This window comes from Azospirillum fermentarium, from assembly GCF_025961205.1.
GTDB lineage: Bacteria > Pseudomonadota > Alphaproteobacteria > Azospirillales > Azospirillaceae > Azospirillum > Azospirillum fermentarium.
Window position 1 is genome coordinate 250,624 of the sequence record NZ_JAOQNH010000001.1, and the last position, 25,442, is coordinate 276,065.

Sequence of the window (25,442 nt, forward strand, 5' to 3'; positions counted from 1 at the left end):
GACCTGCCGAACGGCTGCGAAGCCGAAAACGAGAAGGCCGCCCCACCGGGCGGCCTTTCGTGTGTCTGCTTTCGTGTGCCTGGGGTCTTTGTTCTGGGGTCTGCGTGGGAGGATCCGTGCTGCGGCTCCAGGGTGGCAGGCCCTATTCCGCCGCCACCGACGCCCGTCCGCGCAGGAAACGCGCCACCTCGTCGGGCGGCAGGGGACGGCTGTAGACATAGCCCTGGGCCGCGTGGCAGCCCTCGGTGCGCAGCAGGCCCAATTGCTGGTCCGTCTCCACCCCTTCGGCGATGATGGTCAGGTTCAGGCTCTTGCCCAGGCTGATGATGGCGCGGACGATGGCGGCGTTGTGCGGGTCGCTGCCCAGCTCGCCGACGAAGGAGCGGTCGATCTTCAGCGTGTCCACGGGGAAGCGCTGAAGGTAGCTGAGGCTGGAATAGCCGGTGCCGAAATCGTCGATCGACACCTTGACGCCGATGGTCTTCAGCGCGCGCAGGATGCGGGTGGCGGTTTCCAGATTGTGGATCAGCGCCCCCTCGGTCACCTCGATCTCCAGGCAGCCGGCGGGCAGGCCGTGGCGGGCCAGCACCGCTTCCACCTGATCGGGAAGGTCGGGGGTGCGGAACTGCAGGGCCGAGATGTTGACGGCCACCCTCTGGACCGTGATGCCGCTGTTCTGCCACTGCTTCATCTGGCGGCAGGCTTCGTCCATCACCCATTGGCTGATGGCGGTGATCTGGCCGCTTTCCTCGGCGATGGGGATGAAGCGGTTGGGCGGCACCATGCCCAGGTCGGGGTGCGCCCAGCGGATCAGCCCTTCCAGCCCGATCACCCCACCGGTGGCGATGTCGATCTGCGGCTGGTAGTGCAGGCGGAATTCGCCCAGGTCGAGCGCCCGGCGGATGCTGGCCTCCACCGTCAGCCGCTCGTTCAGCTGCACGTCCAGCGCGTTGGTGAAGAAGCGGAAGGCGCGGCGGCCCGCCGATTTCGCCTGATAGAGGGCGGCATCGGCGTTCTTGATCAGCCGCTCGCCGTCGTCCCCGTCCTCGGGGAACATGCTGATGCCGATGGAGGGAGAGATGCTGAACTCCCGCCCCTTGATGCGCATGGGGGCGTTCAGCCGCTCGATGATCTGGCCGGCGACGGTGGCGACGTCCTTCGCCTCGCCCGCGTCGGTCAGGACCACGACGAACTCGTCGCCGCCGTGGCGGGCCACGGTGTCGGATTCGCGCACGGATTCGCGCAGCCGCTCCGCCACCTCCTTCAGCACGTCGTCGCCCACCGTGTGGCCCAGGCTGTCGTTGATGACCTTGAAATGGTCGAGGTCGAGGAACAGCACGGCGATGGTGGTTTCCGTCCGCCGCGCCAGGGCGATGGCGTGGGTCAGGCGGTCGGCCAGCAGGGTGCGGTTGGGCAGCGCCGTCAGCGCGTCGAAATGGGCCAGGTAATGGACCTGATCCTCCGCCGCCTTGCGCTCGCTCACATCGTCGATGAAGCCCAGGACGAAGAGGAAGTCCGGCCCGTTGAAGATGGGCTGGAAGTGGGCGTGATAGAACCCCTGCCGCCCGCCCAGCGTGGAGACGTACGGGGTCTCGATCTCCGACGGCTCGCCGCCCAGCGCGCGTTCCACCGCGAAGGTGAAGGAGCGGTCCTTGGCGTCGGTCAGCATGTTGAAGCCGATGATGGCGTCGGCGGGCACCCCCATGTACTGCCCCATCACGGGGTTGCAGTCGATGACCCGGCCCTCGGCGTCCAGGATGCAGATGCCGACGGGGGCCTGGGTGAAGAACTGGTGCAGTTCGGATTCCCGCCGCCGCAGGGATTCCGTCATCTCGGCCGCCAGCTTGGCCGCGCGGGCGCGGTTGCTGGACAGGCTCCACGCCATGGCGAACACCAGCAGGCTGATGATGGCGCCGGCCCCCAGGATCAGGCCGGGCTTGTCGTTGTGCAGGGCGGCCTCGAACCCCGGCGTGGAATAATAGGCGATGGTCCAGATGCGGTCCTGGAACGGCACCTGCCGCAGCACGCGGTGCAGCGGCTCGCGCGGGGTGTCGGCGTTGCTGCGGTACATCTCGTGATCGTCACCGGTCTCGGTGCCGTCGTAGATGGTCAGGCCGATGTCGCCGAAATCGTTGCCGAGGATGCCCTCCACCAGCGGGTACACCCGGAAGGGCGCCAGAACGGTGCCGGTCAGGGCGGCCCGCCGCTCTTCCACCGTGGTCTGGGGCCGCGACGCGTCATAGGTGGGGAAATACATGATGAACGCCGGCTGGGGATCGCGGTGCTCATCGATCTTGAGGATCAGGCGCGGGGTGATGGCCGGCTGCCCGGTTTCGACGGCGTGCCGGATGGTGGCCCGCCGCACCGGCTCGCTCAGCATGTCATAGCCCAGCGCCGCGCGGTTCAGCGCGTTGAACGGGGCGGCATAGATGTTGATCAGGTATTCCGGCCGCACCCCCGGCGGGCGCACGGCGAATTCGGGCACGCCGTCGGCGCGCATCTCGTCCACCAGATCGTCCAGCGTGGGCTGGGGAACGGCGCGGGCATAGGCCACCGCCGGAATGCCGGGATAGAAACGGTCCAGTTCCAGCCCGCGGATGAAGTTTTCCCATTCGCTCCGCGTCACGGTGCCCGACGCCTTGAACAGCGCGGACGCGGCGCGCAGCACTTGCGCGTAGGAGCGCATGCGGTCTTGAATGCTGGCGTGCACCTCGCTGACGCGGCTGGCGAACCGTTCCGACGATTCCCGCTGGACCACGCCGGAGGTCATCCACCAGATGGTCAGGGTCGCGGCAAACGACAGCACCAGCACGGCCCATGCCATGCGGCGGCCACCGTGTTCACCCCGTTCCGCCGCACCGGCCCCCTGGGCGCGGAAGGCCAGATCGGAAAAGATTCGCCGTTCCCTGGATGGCATGTCGGCTTTTCGGACCATATGGGTTGATCGACTTTTCCTATCGGGCAACCATCCGACGATGGCGCCACAAAGGTCAATGAATCATTTCACAGCCGATCGGTTCTTAACCACGTCATCATAACGATCATAACACTGCCCCATGCGTTTTCCGGCGCGGCCGGGCATGCCCGCGGTGCTCCGCCCCGGAAGGAGACTGACCAGAACGGGAAAAGCACGCCCCGTATCCTACTACCGAATAGCCAAGCTTAACACAGGATGTATGAGAGATGGTGGAGACGTTAAGCCGCACACTGCGCATTCCCGTCGGCATCGTGATGGAGCGGCGGCCCGGCTCCACCCCCTGGCAGGACACGGTGTGGCGCCCGGTGGATGTCATTCCCGGCGCCGGCCCGGCGGACCGGGACTGGCATTTCCTGTACGGCGGCGACGGCTGGTCGCGCCATCACGCCGCCACGCTGGACCTGGAGCTGTTCCACACCGATACCGACGGCTATCACGTCAACCTGTCCCAGACGCCGCCGCGGGTGTGGGTGGCGCTGCGCCCGTCGGAGGAGGACGGACGGCCCCAGCCGTTCTTCATCACCGCCAGCGCGTTCGAGGCCGAAGCCTATCAGGTCGGCGGCTCCGACACGGTGGAGCCGGTGCCCATGCCCCCCGCCCTGGTGGCGCTGGTCGCCGATTTCGTGGGCCAGCACCATGTGGACCGCCCCTTCGTCAAACGCGAACGCCAGCCCCACACCGACGGCCGCCGCGGCGGACGGCGGCGGGACCATGGGGAATAGACCGGAAGGAACAGCATCATGAGTGAGACGCGCGGCACGCCCGAACCCTTCCTGTCCCGCTGGTCGCGTCTGAAGCGCACCGGGGAGACCACCGCCACCGCACCGGAGCCGGCCCCGGAGCCCCCCGCCCCCCTGCCGGAGCCGGACGCCGCCGCGCAAGCGCCAACCGCACCGCAGGAAACCGCCCCGCCGCCCGAACTGCCCCCCGTGGACAGCCTGACCGCGGAGTCGGACTTCACCCCCTTCCTGCGGGCCGAGGTGCCGGAGGATCTGCACCGGCAGGCGCTGCGGCGGCTGTGGACCTCCGATCCCGTCTACGCCAACGACGACGGGCTGAAGGACTACGCCGACGACTACAGCGGCCTGTTTTCCGGCAGCGGCGCCGTGCGCACCCTCTACCGCGCGGGGCAAGGCTTTCTCGACGCCGTGGACGAAGCAGCGGAGCAGGCGGAAAAAGACGCTCAAAAGTTGCAGGAGGCCGCGGAAAACACAGAGGAACCACCGCCGACCGATATGCGCGATAACGCATAACGCTTTCAGATTATTGGCTTTTTTCCTCTCCAAAAGGGGTGGCGGCGTTGACAACCACCCCGCACCCGGCCTTTAATGATTCGACGCTGCGGCGGTAAGACCCTGTAATTCAATCAGGTTTTCGCACCCGCAACAAAGCGCCGCCCCATCACCGGCCCGGCAACAGGAGAGACACCCGTGGCACCGCACGGTGGCCTGGACATCACCGCACCGCCCCCTCCCGCCCCGGATCTGGCGGAGGAGGAGCGTTTGCGCGCCGAGGCTTATGGGTTGCTGGCCGGGCTGCTGGCCCGCCCTCCGGGGGCGGAGGTGCTGGCGGGACTGGCGGCCATCGGCGATGCCGGGGCCGGCAACGCGGAGGCGGCCAGCGCAACGCCGCTGGCCGCCGCCTTCGCCGCCCTGGGCCGGCGCGCGGCTCGGGCCGATGCGGCGGCGGTGCGGACCGAATTCGACGCGCTGTTCATCGGGCTGAGTGGGGGCGAGCTGTCGCCCTATGCCTCGTACTACCGCACGGGCTTCCTGAACGAAAAGCCGCTGGCCGAGGTGCGCGCCGCCATGGCGCGGCTGGGCATCGCGCGGGCCGAAGACGTGCATGAGCCGGAGGACCACATCGCCGCCCTGTGCGAGATGATGGCCGGGCTGATCGCCGGGGCCTTCGGCGCACCGGCCCCGCTGGACCAGCAGCGGCGGTTCTTCGACGACCACATCGCCCCCTGGGCCGGACGCTTCTTCGCGGATCTGGAACGGGCCGGGGCGGCGGATTTCTATGCCGGCGTCGGCACCGTGGGCCGATGCTTCCTCGACATCGAAACCCAGGCGTTCGCGCTGCTGGACTGACCGCAAGGGACGGCTCCGGGCAACGACCCCGCGGGCTTGTGCGAAGGGAAACGACCATGACGACGACCAAGGACCAATCCAAGCCTGCGGAAAAACCGGCGATGGCGCGCCGCGACCTGTTCCGGCTGGGCGGGCTGGGGGCCGGCGCCCTGGGGGCCGCCGCCGTCGGCCTGACCGCCGCCGCCCCGGAGGCCGAAGCGGCCAAGCCCGCCGCCGCCACCGGCTACCGGGAAACCCCGCACATCCTCAAGGTCTATGAGCTGAGCCGGTTCTAAACGAAGGAGCCTCCCCCGATGCTGATGAAGAAGACGGGCGGCCCCCGCCGGCCCCATTCCCTGTCCACCCGCATCCTGTCCGCGCCCGCGGCCTCGGCACTGACCGGGCACACGGTGGACCGCCGCGCGTTCCTGCGCACCTCGGGCCTGGCCGCCGGCGCGCTGGCCGCGTCGTCGGCCCTGACCGGCGCCATGGTGCGCAAGGCCGAGGCGGCGGCCCCCGCCGCCCCGGCGGGCGCCCCCGTCAAGCAGGTGAAGTCGGTCTGCACCCACTGTTCGGTGGGCTGCACCGTGGTGGCGGAGGTGCAGAACGGCGCCTGGATCGGCCAGGAACCCGGCTTCGACAGCCCCATCAACCTGGGCGCCCACTGCGCCAAGGGTGCCTCGGTGCGCGAGCACGCCCACGGCAACCGCCGCCTGCGCTACCCCATGAAGCTGGTCAACGGCCAGTGGGTGCGCATGAGCTGGGACGAGGCCATCACCGAGGTCGGTGACCGGCTGCTCAAGATCCGCGAGACGTCCGGCCCCGATTCGGTGTTCTGGCTGGGATCGGCCAAGCATTCCAACGAACAGGCGTACCTGTTCCGCAAGTTCGCCGCGCTCTGGGGCACGAACAACGTGGACCATCAGGCGCGCATCTGTCACTCGACCACGGTTGCCGGTGTGGCCAACGTCTGGGGCTACGGCGCCATGACCAACAGCTACAACGACATCCAGAAGTCCAAGGCGATCTTCTTCATCGGCTCCAACGCCGCCGAAGCGCACCCCGTCTCCATGCTCCACGTGCTGAAGGGCAAGGAGGTCAACAACGCGCCGCTGATCGTCGCCGACCCGCGCTTCACCCGCACCGCCGCCCACGCCGACGAATACATCCGCTTCCGCCCCGGCACCGACGTGCCGCTGGTGTGGGGCATCCTGTGGCACATCTTCCAGAACGGCTGGGAGGACAAGGACTACATCGCCCGGCGCGTCTACGGCATGGACGAGGTGCGCGCCGAGGTCGCCAAGTGGACGCCCGAAGAGGTGGAGCGCGTCACCGGCGTGCCCGGCACCCAGTTGGCCCGCGTGGCCCGCACCCTGGCGTCGCACAAGCCCGGCACGCTGGTGTGGTGCATGGGCGGCACCCAGCACCACATCGGCAACAACAACACCCGCGCCTACTGCATCCTCCAGCTCGCACTCGGCAACGTCGGCATGGCGGGCGGCGGGACCAACATCTTCCGCGGCCACGACAACGTGCAGGGCGCGACCGACTTCGGCGTCACATCGGACAGCCTGCCCGGCTATTACGGGCTGGCCGAGGGGGCATGGAAGCACTGGGCGCGGGTGTGGGATCTTCCCTACGACTATATCCTGAGCCGCTTCGGGTCCAAGGAGCTGATGGAGCGCACGGGCATCCCGGTGTCGCGCTGGTACGACGGCGTGCTGGAAGCCCAGGGCAACATGGACCAGCCCAATCCCGTCAAGGGCATGGTGTTCTGGGGCCACGCGCCCAACAGCCAGGTGCGCCTGCCGGACATGAAGAAGGCCATGGAGGCGCTGGACACGCTGGTGGTGGTGGACCCCTACCCCACCGTCACCGCCATCCTGCACGACCGCAAGGACGGGGTGTACCTGCTGCCCGCCGCCACCCAGTTCGAGACCTACGGCTCGGCCACCGCGTCGAACCGTTCGGTGCAGTGGCGCGACAAGATCATGGAGCCGCTGTTCGAGTCCAAGCCCGACCACACCATCATGTACCTCTTCGCCAAGAAGTTCGGCTTCGCCGCCGAGATGGTGAAGAATATGAAGGTCAACGGCGACGAGCCGCTGATCGAGGACATCACGCGGGAATGGAACCGCGGCATGTGGTCGGTGGGCTACACCGGCCAGTCGCCGGAACGCATGAAGCTGCACATGCAGCACCAGGACACCTTCGACAAGACCACGCTGCGCGCCAACGGCGGCCCGTGCGACGGCGACTTCTACGGTCTGCCGTGGCCGTGCTGGGGCACGCCGGAGATGAAGCACCCCGGCACCGCCAACCTCTATGACCCCTCTCTGCCGGTGGCCCAGGGCGGCGGCGCCTTCCGCGCCCGCTTCGGGGTGGAGCGCAACGGCGTGACCCTGCTGGCCGAGAACTCCTACCCCGTGGGATCGGAGATCAAGGACGGCTATCCCGAGGTCACCATGGCCATGCTGCAGAAGCTGGGCTGGGACAAGGATCTGACCGAGGCGGAAATGGCGGTCATTTCCAAGATCGGCGGCGACAAGATCGGGGCGGTATCGTGGACCACCGACCTGTCGGGCGGCATCCAGCGGGTGGCCATCGCCCACGGGCTGAACCCGCCGGGCAACGCCAAGGCCCGCTGCGTGGCGTGGAATTTCCCCGACCCGGTGCCGGTGCACCGCGAACCGCTCTACACCCCGCGCCGGGATCTGGTGGCCGACTATCCCACCTACAAGGACACCAAGGCGTGGCGCCTGCCCACGCTCTACAAGTCGATCCAGGACCGCGACGTGTCCAAGGAGTACCCAATCATCCTGACCTCGGGCCGTCTGGTGGAATACGAGGGCGGCGGCGACGAGACCCGCTCCAACCCCTGGCTGGCCGAGCTGCAGCAGGACATGTTCGTCGAGATCAACCCCTTCGACGCCCACAACCTGGGCATCCGGGACGGCGGCATGGTGTGGGTCGAGGGCGCCGAAAAGGGCCGGGTGAAGGTCAAGGCCATGCTGACCGAGCGCGTGGGCCGCGGCGTGGCCTTCATGCCCTTCCACTTCGGCGGCTTCTACCAGGGCGAGGACCGGCGGTCGAAGTACCCCAAGGACGGCGACCCCATCGTGCTGGGCGAATCCGCCAACACGGCCACGACCTATGGCTATGACAGCGTGACCCAGATGCAGGAAACCAAGACCACGCTCTGCCGGATCTCGGTGGCGTAATACCGGGACCGGAAAGCTCCGGCTTTCCGGTCCCGGTACGGCCGCGACGGCGGCCGCGCGGGCACATGCCCGCGAAGCCAAGGTCCACGGATGTGGACCGCCCGGCGTTTGAGGGGCCGGAAAAGGGCCGGCCAAAGGCCGGACCTTTTCGGTCATAGAATAGGAAGCGACAGACATGGCCCGTATGAAGTTCCTGTGCGACGCCGAACGCTGCATCGAGTGCAACGCCTGCGTCACCGCCTGCAAGAACGAGCACGAGATCCCGTGGGGCATCAACCGCCGCCGGGTGGTGACCATCAACGACGGCAAGCCGGGCGAACGGTCGCTGTCGGTGGCGTGCATGCACTGTTCCGACGCCCCGTGCATGGCGGTGTGCCCGGTGGACTGCTTCTACCAGACCGACCAGGGCGTGGTGCTGCACAACAAGGATCTGTGCATCGGCTGCGGATACTGTTTCTACGCCTGCCCGTTCGGGGCGCCGCAGTACCCGCAGGCCGGCAATTTCGGCAGCCGCGGCAAGATGGACAAGTGCACCTTCTGCTCCGGCGGTCCCGAGCCCGACAATTCGGAGGCCGAATACACCAAGTACGGCCGCAACCGTCTGGCCGAAGGCAAGCTGCCGCTGTGCGCCGAGATGTGTTCCACCAAGGCGCTGCTGGCCGGCGACGGCGACACGGTGTCGGCCATCTACCGCGAGCGCGTGGTGGCCCGCGGCTTCGGGTCCGGCGCCTGGGGCTGGGGCACGGCCTACCAGACCAAGGTGCCGCAGCCGTGATGACGGCGGCCCTCATGTCCAGTGCCCGAGCCAACTCCCGTCCCCCTCTCCCCGGCGGGGCGAGGGGGACAGGCGATAAGGTGGTTGTTTCATGCCCCGAACCTTGATCCTGCCCACCCTCCTGCTGGCCCTGACCGCGCTGGGCGCGTGCCAGGACCACAAGGACGCCCGCCCGCTCCACACGGAAAAGGGCGCCTACCAGGGCGCCCCCGACACCCGCTTGAGCGGGGAGCAGGTGGAAGCGCTGCGCCAGCGCAGCTTCATCCAGCGTTTCTGAAGGGAAGGACACCGCGTCATGACCAACCGGCTTCCGGCTTTCCTGGGTGCGCTGCTGCTGGCCGCCGTTGCCGTGACGGCGGGCGGGCCGGCGTCGGCGCAATCGTCGGTGCGGCTCGATCCCGGCATGGCTCCGCCGGCCCCGGCGGCGTCCACCCTGGACCACCCGCCCCCCGCCAGCCAGAGTGCGGGCAGCGACATCGCCGACCTGTGGCGCGGCGTGCGCCAGGGGGTGGAAGGGTACACCACCAACATCAATCCCCGCGCCCGCACCCTGATCCAGTCGGAAGGGGAGTTGTGGCGGGCGGTGCGCAACGGGCCGCTGTCCACCTATGGCCTGTGGGCGCTGGGGGGCATCGTGGCGCTGCTGGCGCTGTTCTTCGCGGTGCGCGGGCGCATCCGCATCGACGGCGCCCCCACGGGCCGCACGGTGGAGCGGTTCAACCTGATCGAACGGGCGGCCCACTGGCTGACCGCCGGCAGCTTCGTGGTGCTGGGCCTGACGGGGCTGAACGTGCTGTACGGGCGTCACGCCCTGCTGCCGCTGCTGGGGCCGGAGGCGTTCGCCGCCCTGACCCATTACGGCAAGCTGGCCCACAATTTCCTGGGCTTTTCCTTCATCGCCGGGCTGACGCTGATCTTTTTGATGTGGGTGCGCCACAACATCCCCGACCGCCACGACCTGACCTGGATCGCCAAGGCCGGGGGGCTGTTTTCCAAGGGCGTCCATCCGCCGGCCAGGAAGTTCAACGCCGGGCAGAAGGTGATCTTCTGGTCCACCATCCTGGGCGGGGCGGCGCTGTCGTTCACCGGCATCCAGCTTCTCTTCCCCTTCTATTTCGCCGGCCTGCACGACATGCAGCTGTTCCAGATCGCCCACGCGGCGGCGGCGGTGGTGATGGTGGTCATCATCCTGGCCCACATCTACATCGGCTCCATCGGCATGGAGGGCGCCTTCGACGCCATGGGGTCGGGACAGGTGGAGGAGCAGTGGGCGCGCGAGCACCATTCCCTGTGGCTGGCCGAGGTGACGGGCGAAGACCCCACCCATCACCACGGCCCTGGCCGCGGGCCGCACCCGGCGGAGTGACCGTTTCCCCCTTGTGTCTGCATGAAAAGGCCCGGCATCGACCGGGCCTTTGTCGTTTTCCCTCCCCCCGCAGGGGCGTCCCGTTACACTCCGTTACAAACAAACCGGCCGAAGGACATAAAGCAGCAACGTTTGGGCTTGATACTCCTATCCTGAAAGTGATTATCAAATGCATGGCTTTTGACGGGACAACGGTGTCATGGCGGGTTGGATCAAGGCGGGGGCGGCAGCGGCGGTGATCGTGGCCGGGGCCGGGGGGACGTGGTGGTACATGCAGGCGAGCGCCTCCACCCCCACCGCCGTCCGCACCCACACGGTAGCACTCGGCACCATCGAGGAAACGGTGTCGGCGGTGGGCACGCTCCAGCCGCGGACCTATGTGGACGTGGGCACCCAGGTGTCGGGCCAGTTGAAGCGCATCTTCGTGGAGGCCGGCGACCGGGTGGAACAGGGCCAGTTGCTGGCCCAGATCGACCCCACCGTGTACGAGGCGCGCGTGGCCGCCGATCAGGCGCAATTGATGTCGTTGCGCGCCCAGCTCAAGGAAAAGCACGTGCAGCTCGAACTGGCGGAAAAGCAGTTCGAGCGGCAGCGCCGGCTGATGGATGGCCGCGCCACCAGCCAGGAGGCGTACGACAGCGCCGACGCCCAGCGCAAATCCGCCTCCGCCCAGATCGGCGTGCTGGAAGCCCAGATCCAGCAGGTGGAATCGACGCTGAAGGGCGATCAGGCCAACCTGAGCTACACCAAGATCTACGCGCCGATGACCGGCACGGTGGTGGACGTGTCGGCCCGCCAGGGCCAGACGCTGAACGCCAACCAGCAGGCCCCCATCATCCTGCGCATCGCCGAGCTTTCGACCATGACGGTCAAGACCCAGGTGTCGGAGGCCGACATCCCCAAGCTGAAGGTGGGGATGCACGCCTATTTCACCACGCTGGGCCAGCCGGACCGCCGGCGCTCGGGCACGCTGAATCAGGTGCTGCCCACGCCGGAAGTCACCAACAACGTGGTGCTCTATTCCTCGCTGTTCGACGTGCCGAACCCCGACAACGACCTGATGACGCAGATGAGCGCCCACGTCTTCTTCGTGGTGGCGGAGGCCAAGGGCGTGCCCACCGTGCCGGCGGCGGCGCTGCTGCCGCGGCCCGGCGGCAAATTCGCGGTCAAGCTGATGGCCGGCGGCGAGGTGGTGGAGCGCCGGGTCGAGGTGGGGGTGACCAACCGGGTGACGGCGGAAATCCGGTCGGGCCTGTCGGTGGGCGATCAGGTGGTGATCGAAGCCCAGCGCAATGTGGCCGGCGGCCCGCGTCCCAACATGATGCCCCCCGACGGCGGCCCGCCCCCCGGTGGCCCGCCCCCCGGCGCCGGCATGGGCATGACCGGCGGCGGGCGGAGGTAAGCCCCATGAACGCCGCCGCCCCGCCCCCCGCGCCCGATCGGACCGCCCCGGAAACCGGCACCCATTCCCATGCCGGCGCCGGCGGGGAGGCCCGGCCCATCATCTCCTTGACGGACATCACCCGCGTGTTTCACCGCGGGCCGATGGCGGTGCCGGTGCTGCACGGCATCAGCCTGGACATCATGCCCGGCGAATTCGTCGCCATCATGGGGGCGTCGGGCTCGGGCAAATCGACGCTGATGAACCTGATCGGCCTGCTGGACCGCCCCACCGGCGGCAGCTACCGGCTGAACGGGGAGGAGGTGTCGGGGCTCGACGGCGACCGCCGCGCCATTTTGCGGCGGGAGGCGTTCGGCTTCATCTTCCAGCAATACAACCTGCTGGCCGCCTCCACCGCGGTGGAGAATGTGGCGATGCCCGCCGTCTACGCCGGCCTGACCCGCGAGGAGCGGGAGGCGCGGGCGGCGGAGTTGCTGAAGACGCTGGGGCTGGAGGACCGGCTGGACCACCGCCCCAACCAGTTGTCGGGCGGGCAGCAGCAGCGCGTGTCCATCGCGCGTGCGCTGATGAACGGCGGCGCCATCATCCTGGCCGACGAACCCACCGGCGCGCTGGACAGCCGCAGCGGGGTGGAGGTGATGAAGCTGCTGCGGTCCCTGAACGAACAGGGGCACACGGTGCTGGTCATCACCCACGACCCCGGCGTGGCCCGCCAGACCCGCCGCATCATCGAACTGCGCGACGGCAACATCGTGTCCGACGGCCCGGCGCCGGGACAGGAGGACGCGCCCCCGCCCACCGTGGAGCCGGTGGCGATCCAGCACGCCTCCGCCGCCACCTCCGCCCGTGACGTGATGGAAGCGGCGCGGATGGCGCTGCACGCGCTGGGGCACAACCTGCTGCGCACGCTGCTGACGCTGTTGGGCATCATCATCGGTGTGGCGTCGGTGGTGGCGATGCTGGCCATCGGCGACGGGGCGCGGCAGGAGGTGCTGAACCGTTTCACCGCCATGGGCACCAACCTGCTGCTGATCCGCCCCGGCGCCCCCAACGTGCGCCCGTCGGGCGGGGTCACCGCCACCCTGGTGCGGGAGGACGCCGACGCCATCGCCGAATTGCCCAACGTGCGGGTGGCGGTGCCGGAATACCCCGGATCGGCCACCTTCCGCCGCGGCAACCGCGACTACCAGACCTCGGTCAACGCCACCACCGCCGGGTTCACCCAGGCACGCGACTGGACCATCGGCTCGGGTACCTTCTTCCACGACGAGGATGTGAAGGGGTACGCCCCCGTGGCGGTGCTGGGCCAGACCACGGCCAAGGCGCTGTTCCCCGACGGCAGCGACCCGATCGGCCAGTACGTGCTGATCAACAGCATCCCGTTCCAGGTCATCGGCCTCCTGGCGCCCAAGGGTGCCTCGCCCATGGGCACCGACCAGGACGACGCGGCGTACGTGCCCATCACCACCGGCATGCTGCGGCTGTTCGGCCAGCGCTATGTGCGCACGGTGACGGTGCAGGTCGAGGACGTGACCAAGATCGACGCCACGCAGGAGGAGATCCGGCAACTGCTGATCGGGCGCCACAAGGCGGAGGATTTCCAGATCCGCAACATGGCGTCCATCCTGCAAAGCGCCACCGAGACGCAGAACACCATGACGCTGCTGCTGGGGTCCATCGCCGCCATCTCGCTGCTGGTGGGGGGCATCGGGGTGATGAACATCATGCTGGTCAGCGTGACCGAGCGCACCCGCGAGATCGGCGTGCGCATGGCCACCGGCGCGCGGCGCATCAACATCATGCTGCAGTTCAACGGCGAGGCGCTGGCCATCTGCACGCTGGGCGGAGCGCTGGGCGTGCTGATCGGGCTGGGCACCACCTGGGCCTTCGCCCAGTTCGGGCAGCCGGTGCTGGTGCGCCCCGGCCCGGTGATCCTGGCCTTCGGCTGCGCTTTCGCTACCGGGCTGGTGTTCGGCTATCTGCCGGCGCGCAAGGCCGCCAGCCTCGACCCGGTGGTGGCCCTGGCCTCGGAGTGATCGTCCATCCGGCCCTCACCCAACCCTCTCCCCGGGGGGAGAGGGCATGGAATGTGCTTTTTCGGGAAAGTTCTGACCTCATGACGCACCGTCTTCTGTTGCTGACCCTGCCGCTTCTGGGTGGCTGCGCCCTGTTGGCCGAACCGCACCCGGCCCCGCCGCCCGTGCCGGCGGCGTGGGACACCGCCGCCCCTGACAAGGCCGCCCCCGTCTGGCCCGACGCCCGGTGGTGGCAGGGCTTCGGCTCCGCCGAACTCGACCGGCTGGAAGCGCAGGCGGAAAGCGCCAACACCGACCTCGCCGCCGCCTTTGCCCGCATCCGCCAGGCGGAGGCGCAGGCCAAGGTGGCCGGTGCCGCCCTCCTTCCCAGCCTCGGCGCCGGGGGCAGCGGCGACCGCTCCATCAGCCGCAACACGTCGAGCGGCACCAGCGGCAGCGGCCTGTCGTCGGCGGGGAGCCGGGGCACGCGGACCAGCACGTCCTTTTCCGGCAATCTTCAGGCGTCGTACGAGATCGACCTGTTCGGCGGCAACGCCGCGGCGGCGGAATCGGCGGGCCTGTCGCTGATGGGCACCCGCTACGAGCGGGAGGCGACGGCCCTGACCGTGCGGGCCAACGTGGCGGCGGCCTATCTGCAGATCCTGTCCCTGCGCGACCGGGTGCGGCTGGCCCAGGAGACCCTGAAGATCGCCGAGGAGGTGCTGGAGGTGCTGACCCTTCAGGTCCAGGCCGGGGCGGCGTCCGATCTGGAACTGGCGCAGCAGCGCGCCGCGGTGGCGCAGCAGCGGGCGTCCCTGACGGTGCAGCAGCAGAACGAGCGCCAGGCCCGCGATGCCCTGGCCGTGCTGCTGGGCCGCGCGCCGCAGGGGTTCGTGGTGGACGGCAAATCCCTGTCGGCCCTGACGCTGCCGGCCATCACGCCGGGTCTGCCGGCCACGCTGCTGGAACGCCGTCCCGACCTGCGCCGGGCCGACGCCACCCTGCGGGCCGCCGGGCTGGACATCGTGACCGCGCGGGCCAACCGCCTGCCCTCGCTCAGCCTGACCGCCCGCGGCTCGGTGCAGGCTGCCACTATGGCGGCGCTGTTCGACGGGCCGGGCACGGTGACGGCGCTGGCCGGGTCGCTGACCGCCCCGCTGTTCGAGGGCAACCGGCTGGAAGGCCAGCAGGAACAGGCCACCGCCCGCCGGGACGAAGCCATCGAGACCTACCGCGCCGCCGTGCTGGCGGCGCTGCGCGACGTGGAGGACGCGCTGAGTGCTGCCGTCAGCGCCGAACAGCAATACGCCTTCGCCCGCGAAGCCTATGAACAGGCCCAGACCGCGCTGCGCATCGTGGAGGCGCGGTTCCGTGCCGGCACCGTCGGGTTCCTGACCGTTCTCGACACCCAGCGCACGGTGTTCCAGACCAACGACTCGCTGGTTCAGGCGGATCTGGCCCGCTTCAACGCGCGGGTTTCGCTGTACAAGGCGCTGGGCGGCGGCTGGGACGGCACCACCAAAAGCGGGCCGTGACTGACCTTCGGCCAGGAAAAGTATCAAACGGCAATGCGACTCATTTGCATACTCATTCGCACCTGCATATAATCTCCGGCCAGGGGGCGGATGCCCCATTGGACCTTCCCTAGCCGGAGTGCGGTTTCATGATCCGCCCGCTCATCGAGACCCTGCCGTTCCGCGCCGCCCTGCGCCGCACGGCCTTGATTCCCGCCGCCCTCGTCACCGGGGCCGCCACGGCCCACGCCCAGACCGCCCCGGCCGCCCCCATCCCGGCGGCCCCCGCCCCCGCGGTGGCCGCGCCGGTTGCGGATGCGGCCGCAGCCGCGGTTCAGGCGGCGGCCCCCGCCGCAACGGCCCCGGCGGCTGACGCCACCGCGTCCGCGGCCCACGCGGTGCAGGCCGCGGCGACGGGCATCATGAGCCACGATCTCAGCCCGTGGGGCATGTTCATGGCCGCCAGCCCGGTGGTGCAGGCGGTGATGATCGGGCTGGCCCTGGCCTCGGTCGCCACCTGGACCGTGTGGGTGGCGAAATCCATTGAGCTGGCCTCGGCCCGCCGCAAGGCCCGCCGGGCGCTGGAGGCGCTGGAATCCGCCCGCTCGCTGACCCAGGCGGCGGAAAAGGTCGGGTTCGACAAGGGCACCGTGCCGGCCCTGGTCCGCGCGGCGGTGGCCGAGGCGCACCTGTCCGCCGACGTCCCCGGCGACGGGCTGAAGGAGCGCGTGGCATCGCGGCTGTCGCGGATCGAGGCGGCGGCGGGCCGGCGCATGATGCGCGGCACCGGCATCCTGGCCACCATCGGCTCCACCTCGCCCTTCATCGGCCTGTTCGGCACGGTGTGGGGGATCATGACAAGCTTCATCGGCATCGCCAAATCCCAGACCACCAATCTGGCCGTGGTGGCGCCGGGCATCGCCGAGGCGCTGCTGGCCACCGCCATCGGTCTGGTCGCCGCCATCCCGGCGGTGGTGATCTACAACATCTTCTCCCGCTCCATCGCCGGATACCGGGCGCTGCTGGCCGATGCGTCGGCCAGCGTGGAACGCCACGTCAGCCGCGACCTGGACCGCCGCGCGCTGCCGCGGACGTCCCAGCCCACCGCCATCAGTGCGGCGGAGTAAGCCCCATGGCCGCCCGTCTGGACGATGGCGACGATCTCAGCGAGAACCACGAGATCAACGTCACCCCCTTTATCGACGTGATGCTGGTGCTGCTCATCATCTTCATGGTGGCAGCCCCCCTGGCGACGGTGGACGTGCCGGTGGACCTCCCGGCCTCCGCCGCCCCGGCCCAGCCGCGCCCCGACAAGCCGGTCTATCTGACGCTGAAGTCCGATCTGTCGCTGGTGCTGGGCGAACAGCCGGTTGAGCGGGAAAAGCTGCGCGAGGCACTGGACAACGCCACCCATGCCACGCGCGACACCCGCATCTTCCTGCGCGCCGACAGCGCCGTCGATTACGGCGACCTGATGAAGCTGATGAACGGGCTGCAGACCGCCGGGTATCTCAAGGTGGCGCTGGTCGGGCTGGAAACCGTGTCCCCCGCTCCGGCGCCGTGAGGGGGGCCGCCATGACCGCTTCCCCCGCCGCCCGGACCATGCCCATGAGCGTTCCCCCCGCCCCCGGCCTGACCCTGCCGCCCGAGATGCCCGAAGGGGCCGGGCTGGGGCGGTGGACCGCCAGCCTGCTGACCGTGCTGGCCGTTCACGCCGGGGCCGCGGCCCTGGTGCTGGCCCTGCCCGCCCCCGCCCCGCTGGAACCGCCGCCGGGTGCGGTCATGCTGGAACTGGCCGCCTTGCCCGAGGCGCCGGCGGAATCCCAGCCCAGCGAAACCCCGCCCGGCCCGCAGCAGGAAGCCGCCGAACCGCCGCCGGAACTGGTGCTGCCCGAACCGGAGCCGCCGCCCGAGCCGGTGTTCGAGCCCCCGCCCCCGCCGCCGGAGGTCAAGCCCGAGGTGGTGGTGCCCAAGCCCCCGCCCAAGGTCAAGCCACCCAAGCCGGAACAGCCCAAGCCCCGCCCGGTGGAGCGCAAGCGGGAAACCCCGCCCACCCCCCATCCCCCGGCGGAACAGACCACCGCGCCGCCAGCCACCAACGCCCCGCCGTCGCAGACCGCCGCCGCCCCGTCCGCCGGTGCCGCCGGCAACCCCGCCGCCCGCCGCTCGTGGCAGGGCACGCTGCTGGCCCATCTGGAACGGCACAAGCGCTATCCCCGCGCGTCCCAGGCCCGGCGCGAACAGGGTGTCACCCACCTGCGCTTCGTCATGGACCGCCAGGGCAAGGTGCTGTCGTGCCGCATCGAACGCCCGTCGGGGTACGAGGCGCTGGACGAGGAAACGCTGGAGATGATCCGCCGCGCCGAACCCCTGCCCCCACCGCCGCCCGATGTGGGCGACGAGCGCATCGAACTGGTGGTGCCGGTCCAGTATTTCCTGCGTTGAGCGGGTTTGGGAAACCCGAACATTCCGAACAGTCCCCCTCTCCCCGGCGGGGAGAGGGCTTTTCAGCCGCCCCCACTCCCCGACAGATTGTGGCATTTTTACGTCACATGCATATGATACTAAGAATCACTTTCAAATTGGTTTGCGCCCAAAGCGAATGCGGATAATTATCACTCACATAAAATAATCGCCAATCAGGAGAGATTGACGTGACGTCCCACAGCCGCTTCGTTTCCTCGGCCCACACCCAGCGCCCGGCGCTGACCGCCTCCACCCTGGGGCTGGCCACGCTGGGCCTTGCCTTGGGGTGCGTGACGGGGGCCGCTCCGGCCCTGGCCCAGACCGCCGCCGCCACCGGCAGCGCCACCCAGCTTCCCGCCATTTCGGTGGAAGGCGCCAAGACCAACGATTCCTACAAGGTCGAAAAGTCGGCGTCGGTGAAGCGCACCGAAACCATCCTCGACACGCCGCAGTCGATCACCGTGGTCCCGGAAAAGGTGATCCAGGAACAGGCCGCCACCACCCTGCGCGACGTGCTGCGCAACGTGCCCGGCATCACCTTCGGTGCCGGCGAAGGCGGCGGCGGCCAGGGCGAACAGCTTCGCATCCGCGGCTTTGCGGCCAACACCGACCTGTACGTGGACGGCATCCGCGACCCCAACCCGGCCAACAACCGCGACCCCTTCAACCTGGAACAGGTGGAAGTGGTGAAGGGCGCGTCGTCGGCCTATTCGGGGGCCGGTGCGACCGGCGGCACCGTCAACATGGTGTCCAAGGCCCCGAAGATGCAGGCGTTCACCGCCGGCAGCCTGTCCATCGGCACCGACAGCCTGAAGCGCGTCACCGCCGACGTGAACCGCCCGCTGGACAACGTGGGCATCGACGGCACCGCGGTGCGGCTGAACGTGATGGCGCACACCGCCGGGGTCTCGGGCCGCGACGAGGTGGAGAACGAGCGCTGGGGTGTCGCCCCGTCCATCGCCTTCGGTCTCGGCACGCCGACGCGGGTGACGCTGAGCGCGCTCTACACCAAGGACAACAACGTCCCCGACTATGGCCTGCCGGTGCTGAACGGGGTGATCCCGCCGGTCAGCCGTTCCAACTGGTACGGCATCAAGGGGCTGAACCAGGAAAAGCAGGAATACAGCGCCGTCACCTTCCAGATCGAGCATGACGCCGCCGACTGGGTCACGGTGCGCAACCAGACCCGCTACAGCGAATCGACCCGCTTCAACATCGTCACCATCCCCCGCTTCCCCACCGGCACCGTCGCCTTCACGCCGTCCACCACCGTGACCCGTGGGCAGAGCGGCCGCGACACCAAGGACACCAACGTCGTCACCCAGACCGACGCCACGCTGAAGTTCAAGACCGGCGCGCTCGACCATTCGCTGGTCACCGGCTTCGACCTCAGCCATGAAAAATACACCCAGCGCGGCCTGACCTTCAGCGGCACCGCCGCGGCGGCCAACCTGTTCAGCCCCAACCTCAACGTGGCCGGGCCGGGCTGGACCTACAACGCCGCCGCCACCGAGAACACCGGGCGCAACTTCGGCCTCTACGCCATCGACACGATCAAGATCGGTCCGCAGTGGGAAGTGGTCGGCGGCCTGCGCTACGACAACTTCAAGGCCGATACCAACACCGGCACCGCGACATACAGCCTGTCCGACTCCATGCTGAGCTGGCAGGGGGCGGTGGTCTACAAGCCGGTCAAGACGGTCAGCGTCTACGCCTCGGCCTCCACCTCCTTCAACCCGTCGGTGGAAGCGGCGCAAAGCTCGCTCAGCGCCACCAACGTCAGCCTGAAGCCGCAGGAGAACCTGTCCTACGAGGTGGGCGCCAAGTGGGACGTGATCCCGGAAAAGCTCCAGCTCACCGCCGCCGTGTTCCGCACGGAAAAGACCAACGTGCGTGAAACCGACGCCGCCGGCACCACCGTCATCCTGGACGGCGAACGCCGGGTGCAGGGCATCGAGCTGGGCGTCACCGGCAACATCACCGACAAGTGGCAGGTCATCGGCGGCTATTCCTATCAGGAAAGCGAGATCACCAAGGCCGTGCGCTACGTCGGCAACGAAATGGCCAACACGCCCAAGCACAGCGCCAGCCTGTGGAGCACCTACAAGCTGCCCCACGACGTCACCGTCGGCGCCGGCGTGCAGTATGTGGGCGAGCGCCAGTTGAACGACGCCAACGCCGGCAAGCTCGACGCCTACACCGTGGTTGACGCCATGGTGTCGTATCAGGTGACCGACGCCATCGGCGTTCAGCTCAACGCCCAGAACCTGTTCGACGAAGAATACTTCGACCGCGCCCATGGCGGCGGGGCCCACGTCATTCCCGGACTGGGCCGCACCGTCATCCTGAGCACCAACTTCCGCTTCTAAGCCTCAGCACCTTTGGTCCCGTCCCCCGGATGCCGCTTTGCCGAGCCGCCGCCGGGGGGCGGTTCCCTCTCTCTCACATCCCTTGCACGGAACAGCCTGCCATGCTCCTGCACATTCCCAACGTCCTGACGCCGGAACAGGTGGCCGAGGCCCGGCGCCTGCTGGATCAGGCCGACTGGATCGACGGGCGCGCCACCGCCGGGTTCCAGTCGGTCCGGACCAAGAGCAACGAACAGATCCCCCAGGACCACCCCATCGCCCGCACGCTGGGGGACATGATCCTGGGTGCTTTGGAGAAGAACCCCACCTTCATCGCCGCGGCCCTGCCGCTGAAGGTGTTCCCGCCCATGTTCAACCGCTACCGTGACGGCGGGTTCTTCGGCAACCACGTGGACAACGCCATCCGCCCGGTGCCCGGCACCCTGGAACGGGTGCGCACCGACCTGTCGGCCACGCTGTTCTTCACCGGCCCCGACGAATACGACGGCGGCGAGCTGCTGATCGACGACACCTATGGGGTGCATTCCGCCCGCCTGCCCGCCGGTGACATGGTGCTGTACCCGTCCACCAGCCTGCACCGGGTCGAACCGGTGACCCGCGGGGCGCGCGTCTGCTCCTTCTTCTGGATGCAGAGCATGATCCGCGACGACTGGCAGCGGACCATGATGTTCGACCTGGACACCGCGATCCAGCGCCTGAACCAGGATTTCGCCACCGGGGCCGGACCGGGGGACGCAGGGGCCGACCACCCCTCGCTCGTGCAACTGACCAGCCTTTACCACAACCTGCTGCGCCACTGGGCCGACACCTGATCCGGGTGCGGCCCCCGCCGAAGAGACGAGACACCTGTCATGTCCACAGTCCCCCGTTCGCAACGCCTTTGGTACAAGGCCCTGCACCAGGCCCATCTGTGGGCCGGGATCATCCTGTGCCTGCCGCTGATGGCGCTGGGCATCTCGGGCAGCGTCCTGGTCGCCAACGACCTGATCCAGGACTGGACGGCCCCCGCCGCCCCGCCGCCGACGCCGGGCGCGGTCAAGCCGCTGTCCGAGATCATCGAGGCCGCCCGTGCCACCGTTCCCGCCGGCCAGACCCCGTCGGCCATCATGTTGCCTGAGGAAGCCGGGCAGCCCATCACCATCCGCTTCACCGCCGCCCGCCCCGCACCGGGCGGTGACCGTCCGCAAGGTGGGGAGCGTCCCGCCGGGGCACCGCCTGCCGGAGGACCGCAGATGGGCGGCGGCCCCATGGGTCCGGGCGGCGGCACCAGCGTGCGCATCAACCCGGTCACCCTCGACATCCATTCCACCCCGGCCATGGGCGGCAACAGCGTCATCCGCACCATGCGCAGCCTGCACGGCAACCTGCTGATCACGGGCCGCGAGGGCCGGGAGCTGGTGGGCTGGCTGGGCGTGGTCATGCTGGTGCTGGGCGTCAGCGGCCTCGTCATGTGGTGGCCGCGTCCGGGCCGGTGGAAGGCCGCGTTCCTGGTCAAGGCGGATGCCAAGGGCCTGCGCCTGCACCGCGACCTGCACGGGGCGGCGGGCATCTGGACGCTGCTGGTGTTCCTGGTGGTCAGCTTTTCCGGCGTCTATCTGGTGTTCCCCCAGACGCTGACGGACGCGGTGTCGGTGGTGTCCCCCGCCCGCGAACCGCGCAGCGTGATGAACGCCCACACGGTGGAGCCGGTGCGCGGCACCCCGCCCGCCGGGGTGGAGGAGATGGTCGCCATCGCCACCGCCGCCGTGCCCGACGCCAGCCTGCGCGGCCTGTTCCTGCCCACCCGTCCCAACCAGCCGGCCCGCGCCACCCTGGCGCGTCCCGGTGCGGCCCATGGGGCGCCGGGCATCACCGCCTTCATCGACCCGTGGAAGCGGTCGGTGATCGAGGTGCGCGACCCCCGCACCTATTCCCTGGGGGATACCATCGTCGCCTGGCAACGGCCGCTGCACGCGGGCGAAGGGCTGGGCATCGTCTGGGCCGTCCTGGTGTTCGCGTCCGGCATTCTGCCGCCGCTGTTCTGCATCACCGGGATCGCCATGTGGTGGATCAAGCGGCGCAACCGTCTGGCGCGCCGCGTGGATGCCGCCGCGGCAAGGGCTTCGTAGCGGGACGTCCCTTGCCGCACGGCAGGGCCGGGGGTGGCCGGCAGGGGCCGCCCCCGGCCTCTTTCTTTTTACAGGTTACGCATTCGGCTGGCCGGGTGCCGCCGCATCGCCCGCCACCGCGGTCACCGTGACCGCCGCCCCCGTGGCCGCCACCGCCGTCACCGGCGGCGTCGCCTGGGGCACGTAGCGGCTCATGAAGCCTTCGATGAAATCCGCACCGGCATAGCCCGCGGCCATGAAGGTCAGCACCTGCTGTGCAGTGATCTGGCCCACCGACACGTCCAGCGCCATGGCCGCCAGCACGCCGGCCACCGCCCCGATCACCAGGCTGATGGCCATCTGCTTCAGGTCGATGTTGTCGGTGACCGCCCCGCCCGCCGTGGACGATACGTCGTGGGCCTTCTTGATCTCCACGATGGCCCGCATGCACTGCCCCGCCCCGCCGGCCAGCCCGGCCAAGGTCAAAAGCTGAATCCAATCCCCCGCCGGCAACGCCGTCATGACCGCCCCCTGAATGCTTCATGGAAAATGAAAAGAAAAAGGCACAGGAAACCGGCATCACGCAATGCCGCCACCTGTGCCACCAAGAAAAACAGAGTTTTTGAATTCTTTTGTATGCTTTTTTACATATCGAGCCCCAAGTCCAGGCACGGGGCCGAGTGGGTGATCCACCCGACCGAGATCATGTCCACCCCCGCCTCGGCGATGGCGCGCACGCTGTCCAGCGTCACGCTGCCCGACGCCTCGGTCAGCATCCGCCCGTCCACCAGCGCGACCGCACGGGCCAGCGTGGCCGGGTCCATATTATCCAGCAGCACCACATCCACCGGCAGGGTCAGCAGTTCCTCGAGCTGGGCCAGGGTGTCCACCTCCACCTCGATCTTGACCATGTGGCCGACCGCGGCGCGGACCTTTTCCACCGCCGGGCGGATGCCGCCGGCCACCGCGATGTGGTTGTCCTTGACCAGAATGGCGTCGTCCAGGCCGAAGCGGTGGTTGGACCCGCCGCCCAGCCGCACCGCCTCCTTCTCCAGCGCGCGCAGGCCGGGGGTGGTCTTGCGGGTGCAGACGATGCGGGCACGGGTGTGCGCCACCGCCCGCACCAGCGCGCGGGTGGATGTCGCCACGCCGGAAAGCTGGCCCAGGAAGTTCAGCGCCGTGCGCTCGGCGGTCAGCAGCGCGCGGGCCTTGGCGGTCACCGTGGCGATGGTACCGCCCGCCGGCACGTCGGCACCGTCGCCATGCTCCACCACCACCGAACAGTCCGGGTCCACCAGCCGGAACGCGGTCAGCGCCGCCCCCAGCCCGGCCACCCGCCCGTCCCGCCGGGCCACGATGCGCGCCGCAGCATCCGCGTCGGCGGGGACGATGGCGTCGGTGGTGATGTCGCCGGCCCGGCCCAGATCCTCCAGCAGTGCCGCGCGCACCACGGGTTCGACGATCAGGGGGTGAAGCATGGACGGGTCTCCGCTGTGAAAGAGGATGGGGCGGGGGTGAAGGAGCATCCTGCCCCTTCATACTTCCCCGGCCAAGGGCCGGCGGCCCTTGGAACCCCCGGTGTCAGGGTCCGGCGCACCGCCGCCGGGTCGGTGGCGGGGTAGTCGCTGCGTTCGTGGGCGCCGCGGCTCTCCTGGCGCAGGGAGGCGGCGTGGACCACCAGACCGCCGACGAGCAGGCGGTTGCGCGCCTCGGCCCACCGGCGTACGGCGGTGAAGGGCACCGGGCCATGGGCGGGGGGCAACGCTTCCAGCGCCGCCGACAGCCGTTCCAGCCGCACTGCGGCGTCGGTCAGGCCGGCGGCATCGCGCACCAGACCGGCACCGGCATAGACCGCCTCCCGGCTCGCCTGGACGATGGCGCCGATGCCGGTGCGGTGGCTGGGGCCGGGCACCGGCGGCGGGGCCGGCACCGCAACCGGCGGCACCGGGACCGCGCCCTGCTCCGCCACGTCGGCGGCCACGCGGGCGCCGAACACCAGCGCTTCCAGCAGCGAATTGCTGGCCAGCCGGTTGGCGCCGTGGACACCCGTGCACGCCACCTCGCCGCAGGCCCACAGGCCCGGCACGCTGGTGCGCCCGTCGATGTCGGTGGCGACCCCGCCCATATGGTAATGCGCCGCCGGGGCCACCGGCACCGGGATGGCCCACGGATCGAGTCCCGCCTCGGCCAACAGGCCCAGCACGGTGGGGAAGCCCTCGGGCCGGGCCTTCAGGGCCGGGCGCAGGTCGAGATAGACCGGCTGCCCCGCCGCCACCCGCCGCCCGATGGCCCGCGCCACCACGTCGCGCGGCGCCAGTTCGGCCAGCGGGTGCTCGTCCGTCATGAAACGGCGCCCGTCCTCATCCAGCAGCACCGCCCCGGCCCCCCGCAGCGCCTCGGTCAGCAGCGGGGCGGGATCGGCGGCGACGGCCAATGCTGTGGGGTGGAACTGCACGAACTCCACATCGGTGAGGGCGGCCCCGGCGCGAGCGGCCAGCGCCAGCCCGTCGCCCGTGGCCTCCGCCGGGTTGGTGGTGCGGGCGAACACAGCACCGATGCCGCCCGTGGCCAGGATCACCCGGCCCGTGCGGTGCAGCACCCACCCGCCGTCCGCGTGGTGGGCCAGCAGCCCGCAGACCCGGCCCCCGTGCAGGCGCAGGTCCACCGCGAACGCCTCCGTCTCCACCCGGATGCCGGGCGTGTCCCGCAGCCGGCGGGCCAGCGCCGTCACCAGCGTGCGGCCCGTGGCATCGCCCCCGGCGTGGACGATGCGGGCGGCCCCGTGCGCCGCCTCCCGCCCCAGCACGGGTTCGCCGTCGGCGGTGCGGTCGAAGGGCATGGCCGGATCGGCCAGCAGCGCCCGCACCCGCGCCGCGCCGTCCGCCGCCAGCAGCGCGGCGACGGCGGCGTCCACGAACCCGGCCCCCGCCGCCACCGTGTCGGCGGCGTGGGCCGCCGGGGTGTCGCCGGGGCCGACCGCGGCGGCGATGCCGCCCTGGGCATACAGGCTGGACCCGCCGGGCAGGTCCGCGGTCTTGGTCAGCAGGGTCACCGCATGGCCCCGCGCGGCCAGCGCCAGCGCCGCCGTCATCCCGGCCAGCCCCGACCCGACGATCACCACACCCGAATCGCGAACCGTCACCATCTTTTCATTCCCTCAAGGCAGTGACCACCAGAGTCC

At 69.6% G+C, this 25,442-nt stretch carries 21 protein-coding genes; 17 read left to right on the top strand and 4 right to left on the bottom strand.

Annotated features, from left to right (window positions below):
• Positions 1-142 precede the first annotated feature (142 nt).
• Positions 143-2,917 carry a bifunctional diguanylate cyclase/phosphodiesterase gene (locus M2352_RS01295; protein WP_264662707.1) on the bottom strand — a complete coding sequence of 925 codons (2,775 nt, stop codon included), beginning with the start codon at positions 2,915-2,917 and terminating at the stop codon, positions 143-145.
• A gap of 266 nt (positions 2,918-3,183) precedes the next feature.
• Here M2352_RS01295 and M2352_RS01300 point away from each other — a divergent pair, with 266 nt between their 5' ends.
• The 17 genes from M2352_RS01300 to M2352_RS01380 all read left to right on the top strand — a co-directional run bounded on the left by M2352_RS01300 (position 3,184) and on the right by M2352_RS01380 (position 22,282).
• Positions 3,184-3,699 carry a DUF3305 domain-containing protein gene (locus M2352_RS01300; protein ID WP_264662708.1) on the top strand — a complete coding sequence of 172 codons (516 nt, stop codon included), beginning with the start codon at positions 3,184-3,186 and terminating at the stop codon, positions 3,697-3,699.
• Between the two features lie 18 nt (positions 3,700-3,717).
• Positions 3,718-4,230 (top strand): DUF3306 domain-containing protein, encoded by a 513-nt coding sequence (locus M2352_RS01305; RefSeq protein WP_264662709.1) that lies wholly within the window; start codon positions 3,718-3,720, stop codon positions 4,228-4,230.
• A gap of 177 nt (positions 4,231-4,407) precedes the next feature.
• Positions 4,408-5,067: a TorD/DmsD family molecular chaperone gene (locus M2352_RS01310; protein WP_264662710.1), complete on the top strand. Its 660-nt coding sequence runs from the start codon at positions 4,408-4,410 to the stop codon at positions 5,065-5,067.
• A gap of 56 nt (positions 5,068-5,123) precedes the next feature.
• A complete protein-coding gene (locus M2352_RS01315; RefSeq protein ID WP_264662711.1) occupies positions 5,124-5,342 on the top strand; it encodes a formate dehydrogenase in 219 nt (72 codons plus the stop codon).
• A gap of 18 nt (positions 5,343-5,360) precedes the next feature.
• The gene (locus M2352_RS01320; RefSeq protein WP_264662712.1) at positions 5,361-8,267 is read left to right on the top strand and encodes a formate dehydrogenase subunit alpha; all 2,907 of its coding nucleotides are present in this window, start codon (positions 5,361-5,363) and stop codon (positions 8,265-8,267) included.
• Between the two features lie 175 nt (positions 8,268-8,442).
• Positions 8,443-9,042, top strand: a complete 600-nt coding sequence (gene fdh3B, locus M2352_RS01325; RefSeq protein ID WP_264662713.1) for a formate dehydrogenase FDH3 subunit beta — start codon at positions 8,443-8,445, stop codon at positions 9,040-9,042.
• A gap of 91 nt (positions 9,043-9,133) precedes the next feature.
• On the top strand, positions 9,134-9,319 hold the full coding sequence (locus M2352_RS01330) for a hypothetical protein (protein WP_264662714.1): 186 nt from the start codon (positions 9,134-9,136) through the stop codon (positions 9,317-9,319).
• Positions 9,320-9,337: 18 nt separating this feature from the next.
• The gene (locus M2352_RS01335) at positions 9,338-10,408 is read left to right on the top strand and encodes a formate dehydrogenase subunit gamma (protein WP_264662715.1); all 1,071 of its coding nucleotides are present in this window, start codon (positions 9,338-9,340) and stop codon (positions 10,406-10,408) included.
• Positions 10,409-10,607: 199 nt separating this feature from the next.
• Positions 10,608-11,810: an efflux RND transporter periplasmic adaptor subunit gene (locus M2352_RS01340; RefSeq protein WP_264662716.1), complete on the top strand. Its 1,203-nt coding sequence runs from the start codon at positions 10,608-10,610 to the stop codon at positions 11,808-11,810.
• Positions 11,811-11,953: 143 nt separating this feature from the next.
• Entirely contained in the window at positions 11,954-13,846 is a 1,893-nt protein-coding gene (locus M2352_RS01345) for a MacB family efflux pump subunit (protein ID WP_319802042.1), read from the top strand.
• 80 nt (positions 13,847-13,926) lie between these two features.
• Positions 13,927-15,360 carry an efflux transporter outer membrane subunit gene (locus M2352_RS01350; protein WP_264662718.1) on the top strand — a complete coding sequence of 478 codons (1,434 nt, stop codon included), beginning with the start codon at positions 13,927-13,929 and terminating at the stop codon, positions 15,358-15,360.
• A gap of 128 nt (positions 15,361-15,488) precedes the next feature.
• Positions 15,489-16,466, top strand: coding sequence for a tonB-system energizer ExbB (gene exbB / locus M2352_RS01355; protein ID WP_264662719.1), 978 nt, complete (start codon positions 15,489-15,491; stop codon positions 16,464-16,466).
• Between the two features lie 5 nt (positions 16,467-16,471).
• A complete protein-coding gene (gene exbD, locus M2352_RS01360; RefSeq protein ID WP_264662720.1) occupies positions 16,472-16,903 on the top strand; it encodes a TonB system transport protein ExbD in 432 nt (143 codons plus the stop codon).
• 11 nt (positions 16,904-16,914) lie between these two features.
• Positions 16,915-17,784, top strand: coding sequence for an energy transducer TonB (locus M2352_RS01365; RefSeq protein ID WP_264662721.1), 870 nt, complete (start codon positions 16,915-16,917; stop codon positions 17,782-17,784).
• Between the two features lie 209 nt (positions 17,785-17,993).
• On the top strand, positions 17,994-20,174 hold the full coding sequence (locus tag M2352_RS01370) for a TonB-dependent receptor (protein ID WP_264662722.1): 2,181 nt from the start codon (positions 17,994-17,996) through the stop codon (positions 20,172-20,174).
• A gap of 101 nt (positions 20,175-20,275) precedes the next feature.
• Positions 20,276-20,986 (top strand): Fe2+-dependent dioxygenase, encoded by a 711-nt coding sequence (locus M2352_RS01375; protein ID WP_264662723.1) that lies wholly within the window; start codon positions 20,276-20,278, stop codon positions 20,984-20,986.
• A gap of 39 nt (positions 20,987-21,025) precedes the next feature.
• The gene (locus M2352_RS01380; RefSeq protein WP_264662724.1) at positions 21,026-22,282 is read left to right on the top strand and encodes a PepSY-associated TM helix domain-containing protein; all 1,257 of its coding nucleotides are present in this window, start codon (positions 21,026-21,028) and stop codon (positions 22,280-22,282) included.
• Positions 22,283-22,357: 75 nt separating this feature from the next.
• On the opposite strand, the gene M2352_RS01385 is transcribed toward M2352_RS01380, so the two are convergent.
• From M2352_RS01385 to M2352_RS01395, 3 genes are all read right to left on the bottom strand, one after another.
• Entirely contained in the window at positions 22,358-22,783 is a 426-nt protein-coding gene (locus tag M2352_RS01385; protein ID WP_264662725.1) for a hypothetical protein, read from the bottom strand.
• A 122-nt stretch (positions 22,784-22,905) separates the two neighbouring features.
• Positions 22,906-23,739 carry a carboxylating nicotinate-nucleotide diphosphorylase gene (gene nadC / locus M2352_RS01390; protein ID WP_264662726.1) on the bottom strand — a complete coding sequence of 278 codons (834 nt, stop codon included), beginning with the start codon at positions 23,737-23,739 and terminating at the stop codon, positions 22,906-22,908.
• Positions 23,724-25,406 (bottom strand): L-aspartate oxidase, encoded by a 1,683-nt coding sequence (locus M2352_RS01395; RefSeq protein ID WP_264662727.1) that lies wholly within the window; start codon positions 25,404-25,406, stop codon positions 23,724-23,726. Before M2352_RS01395 ends, nadC begins: the two co-directional genes overlap by 16 nt.
• Positions 25,407-25,442 lie beyond the last annotated feature (36 nt).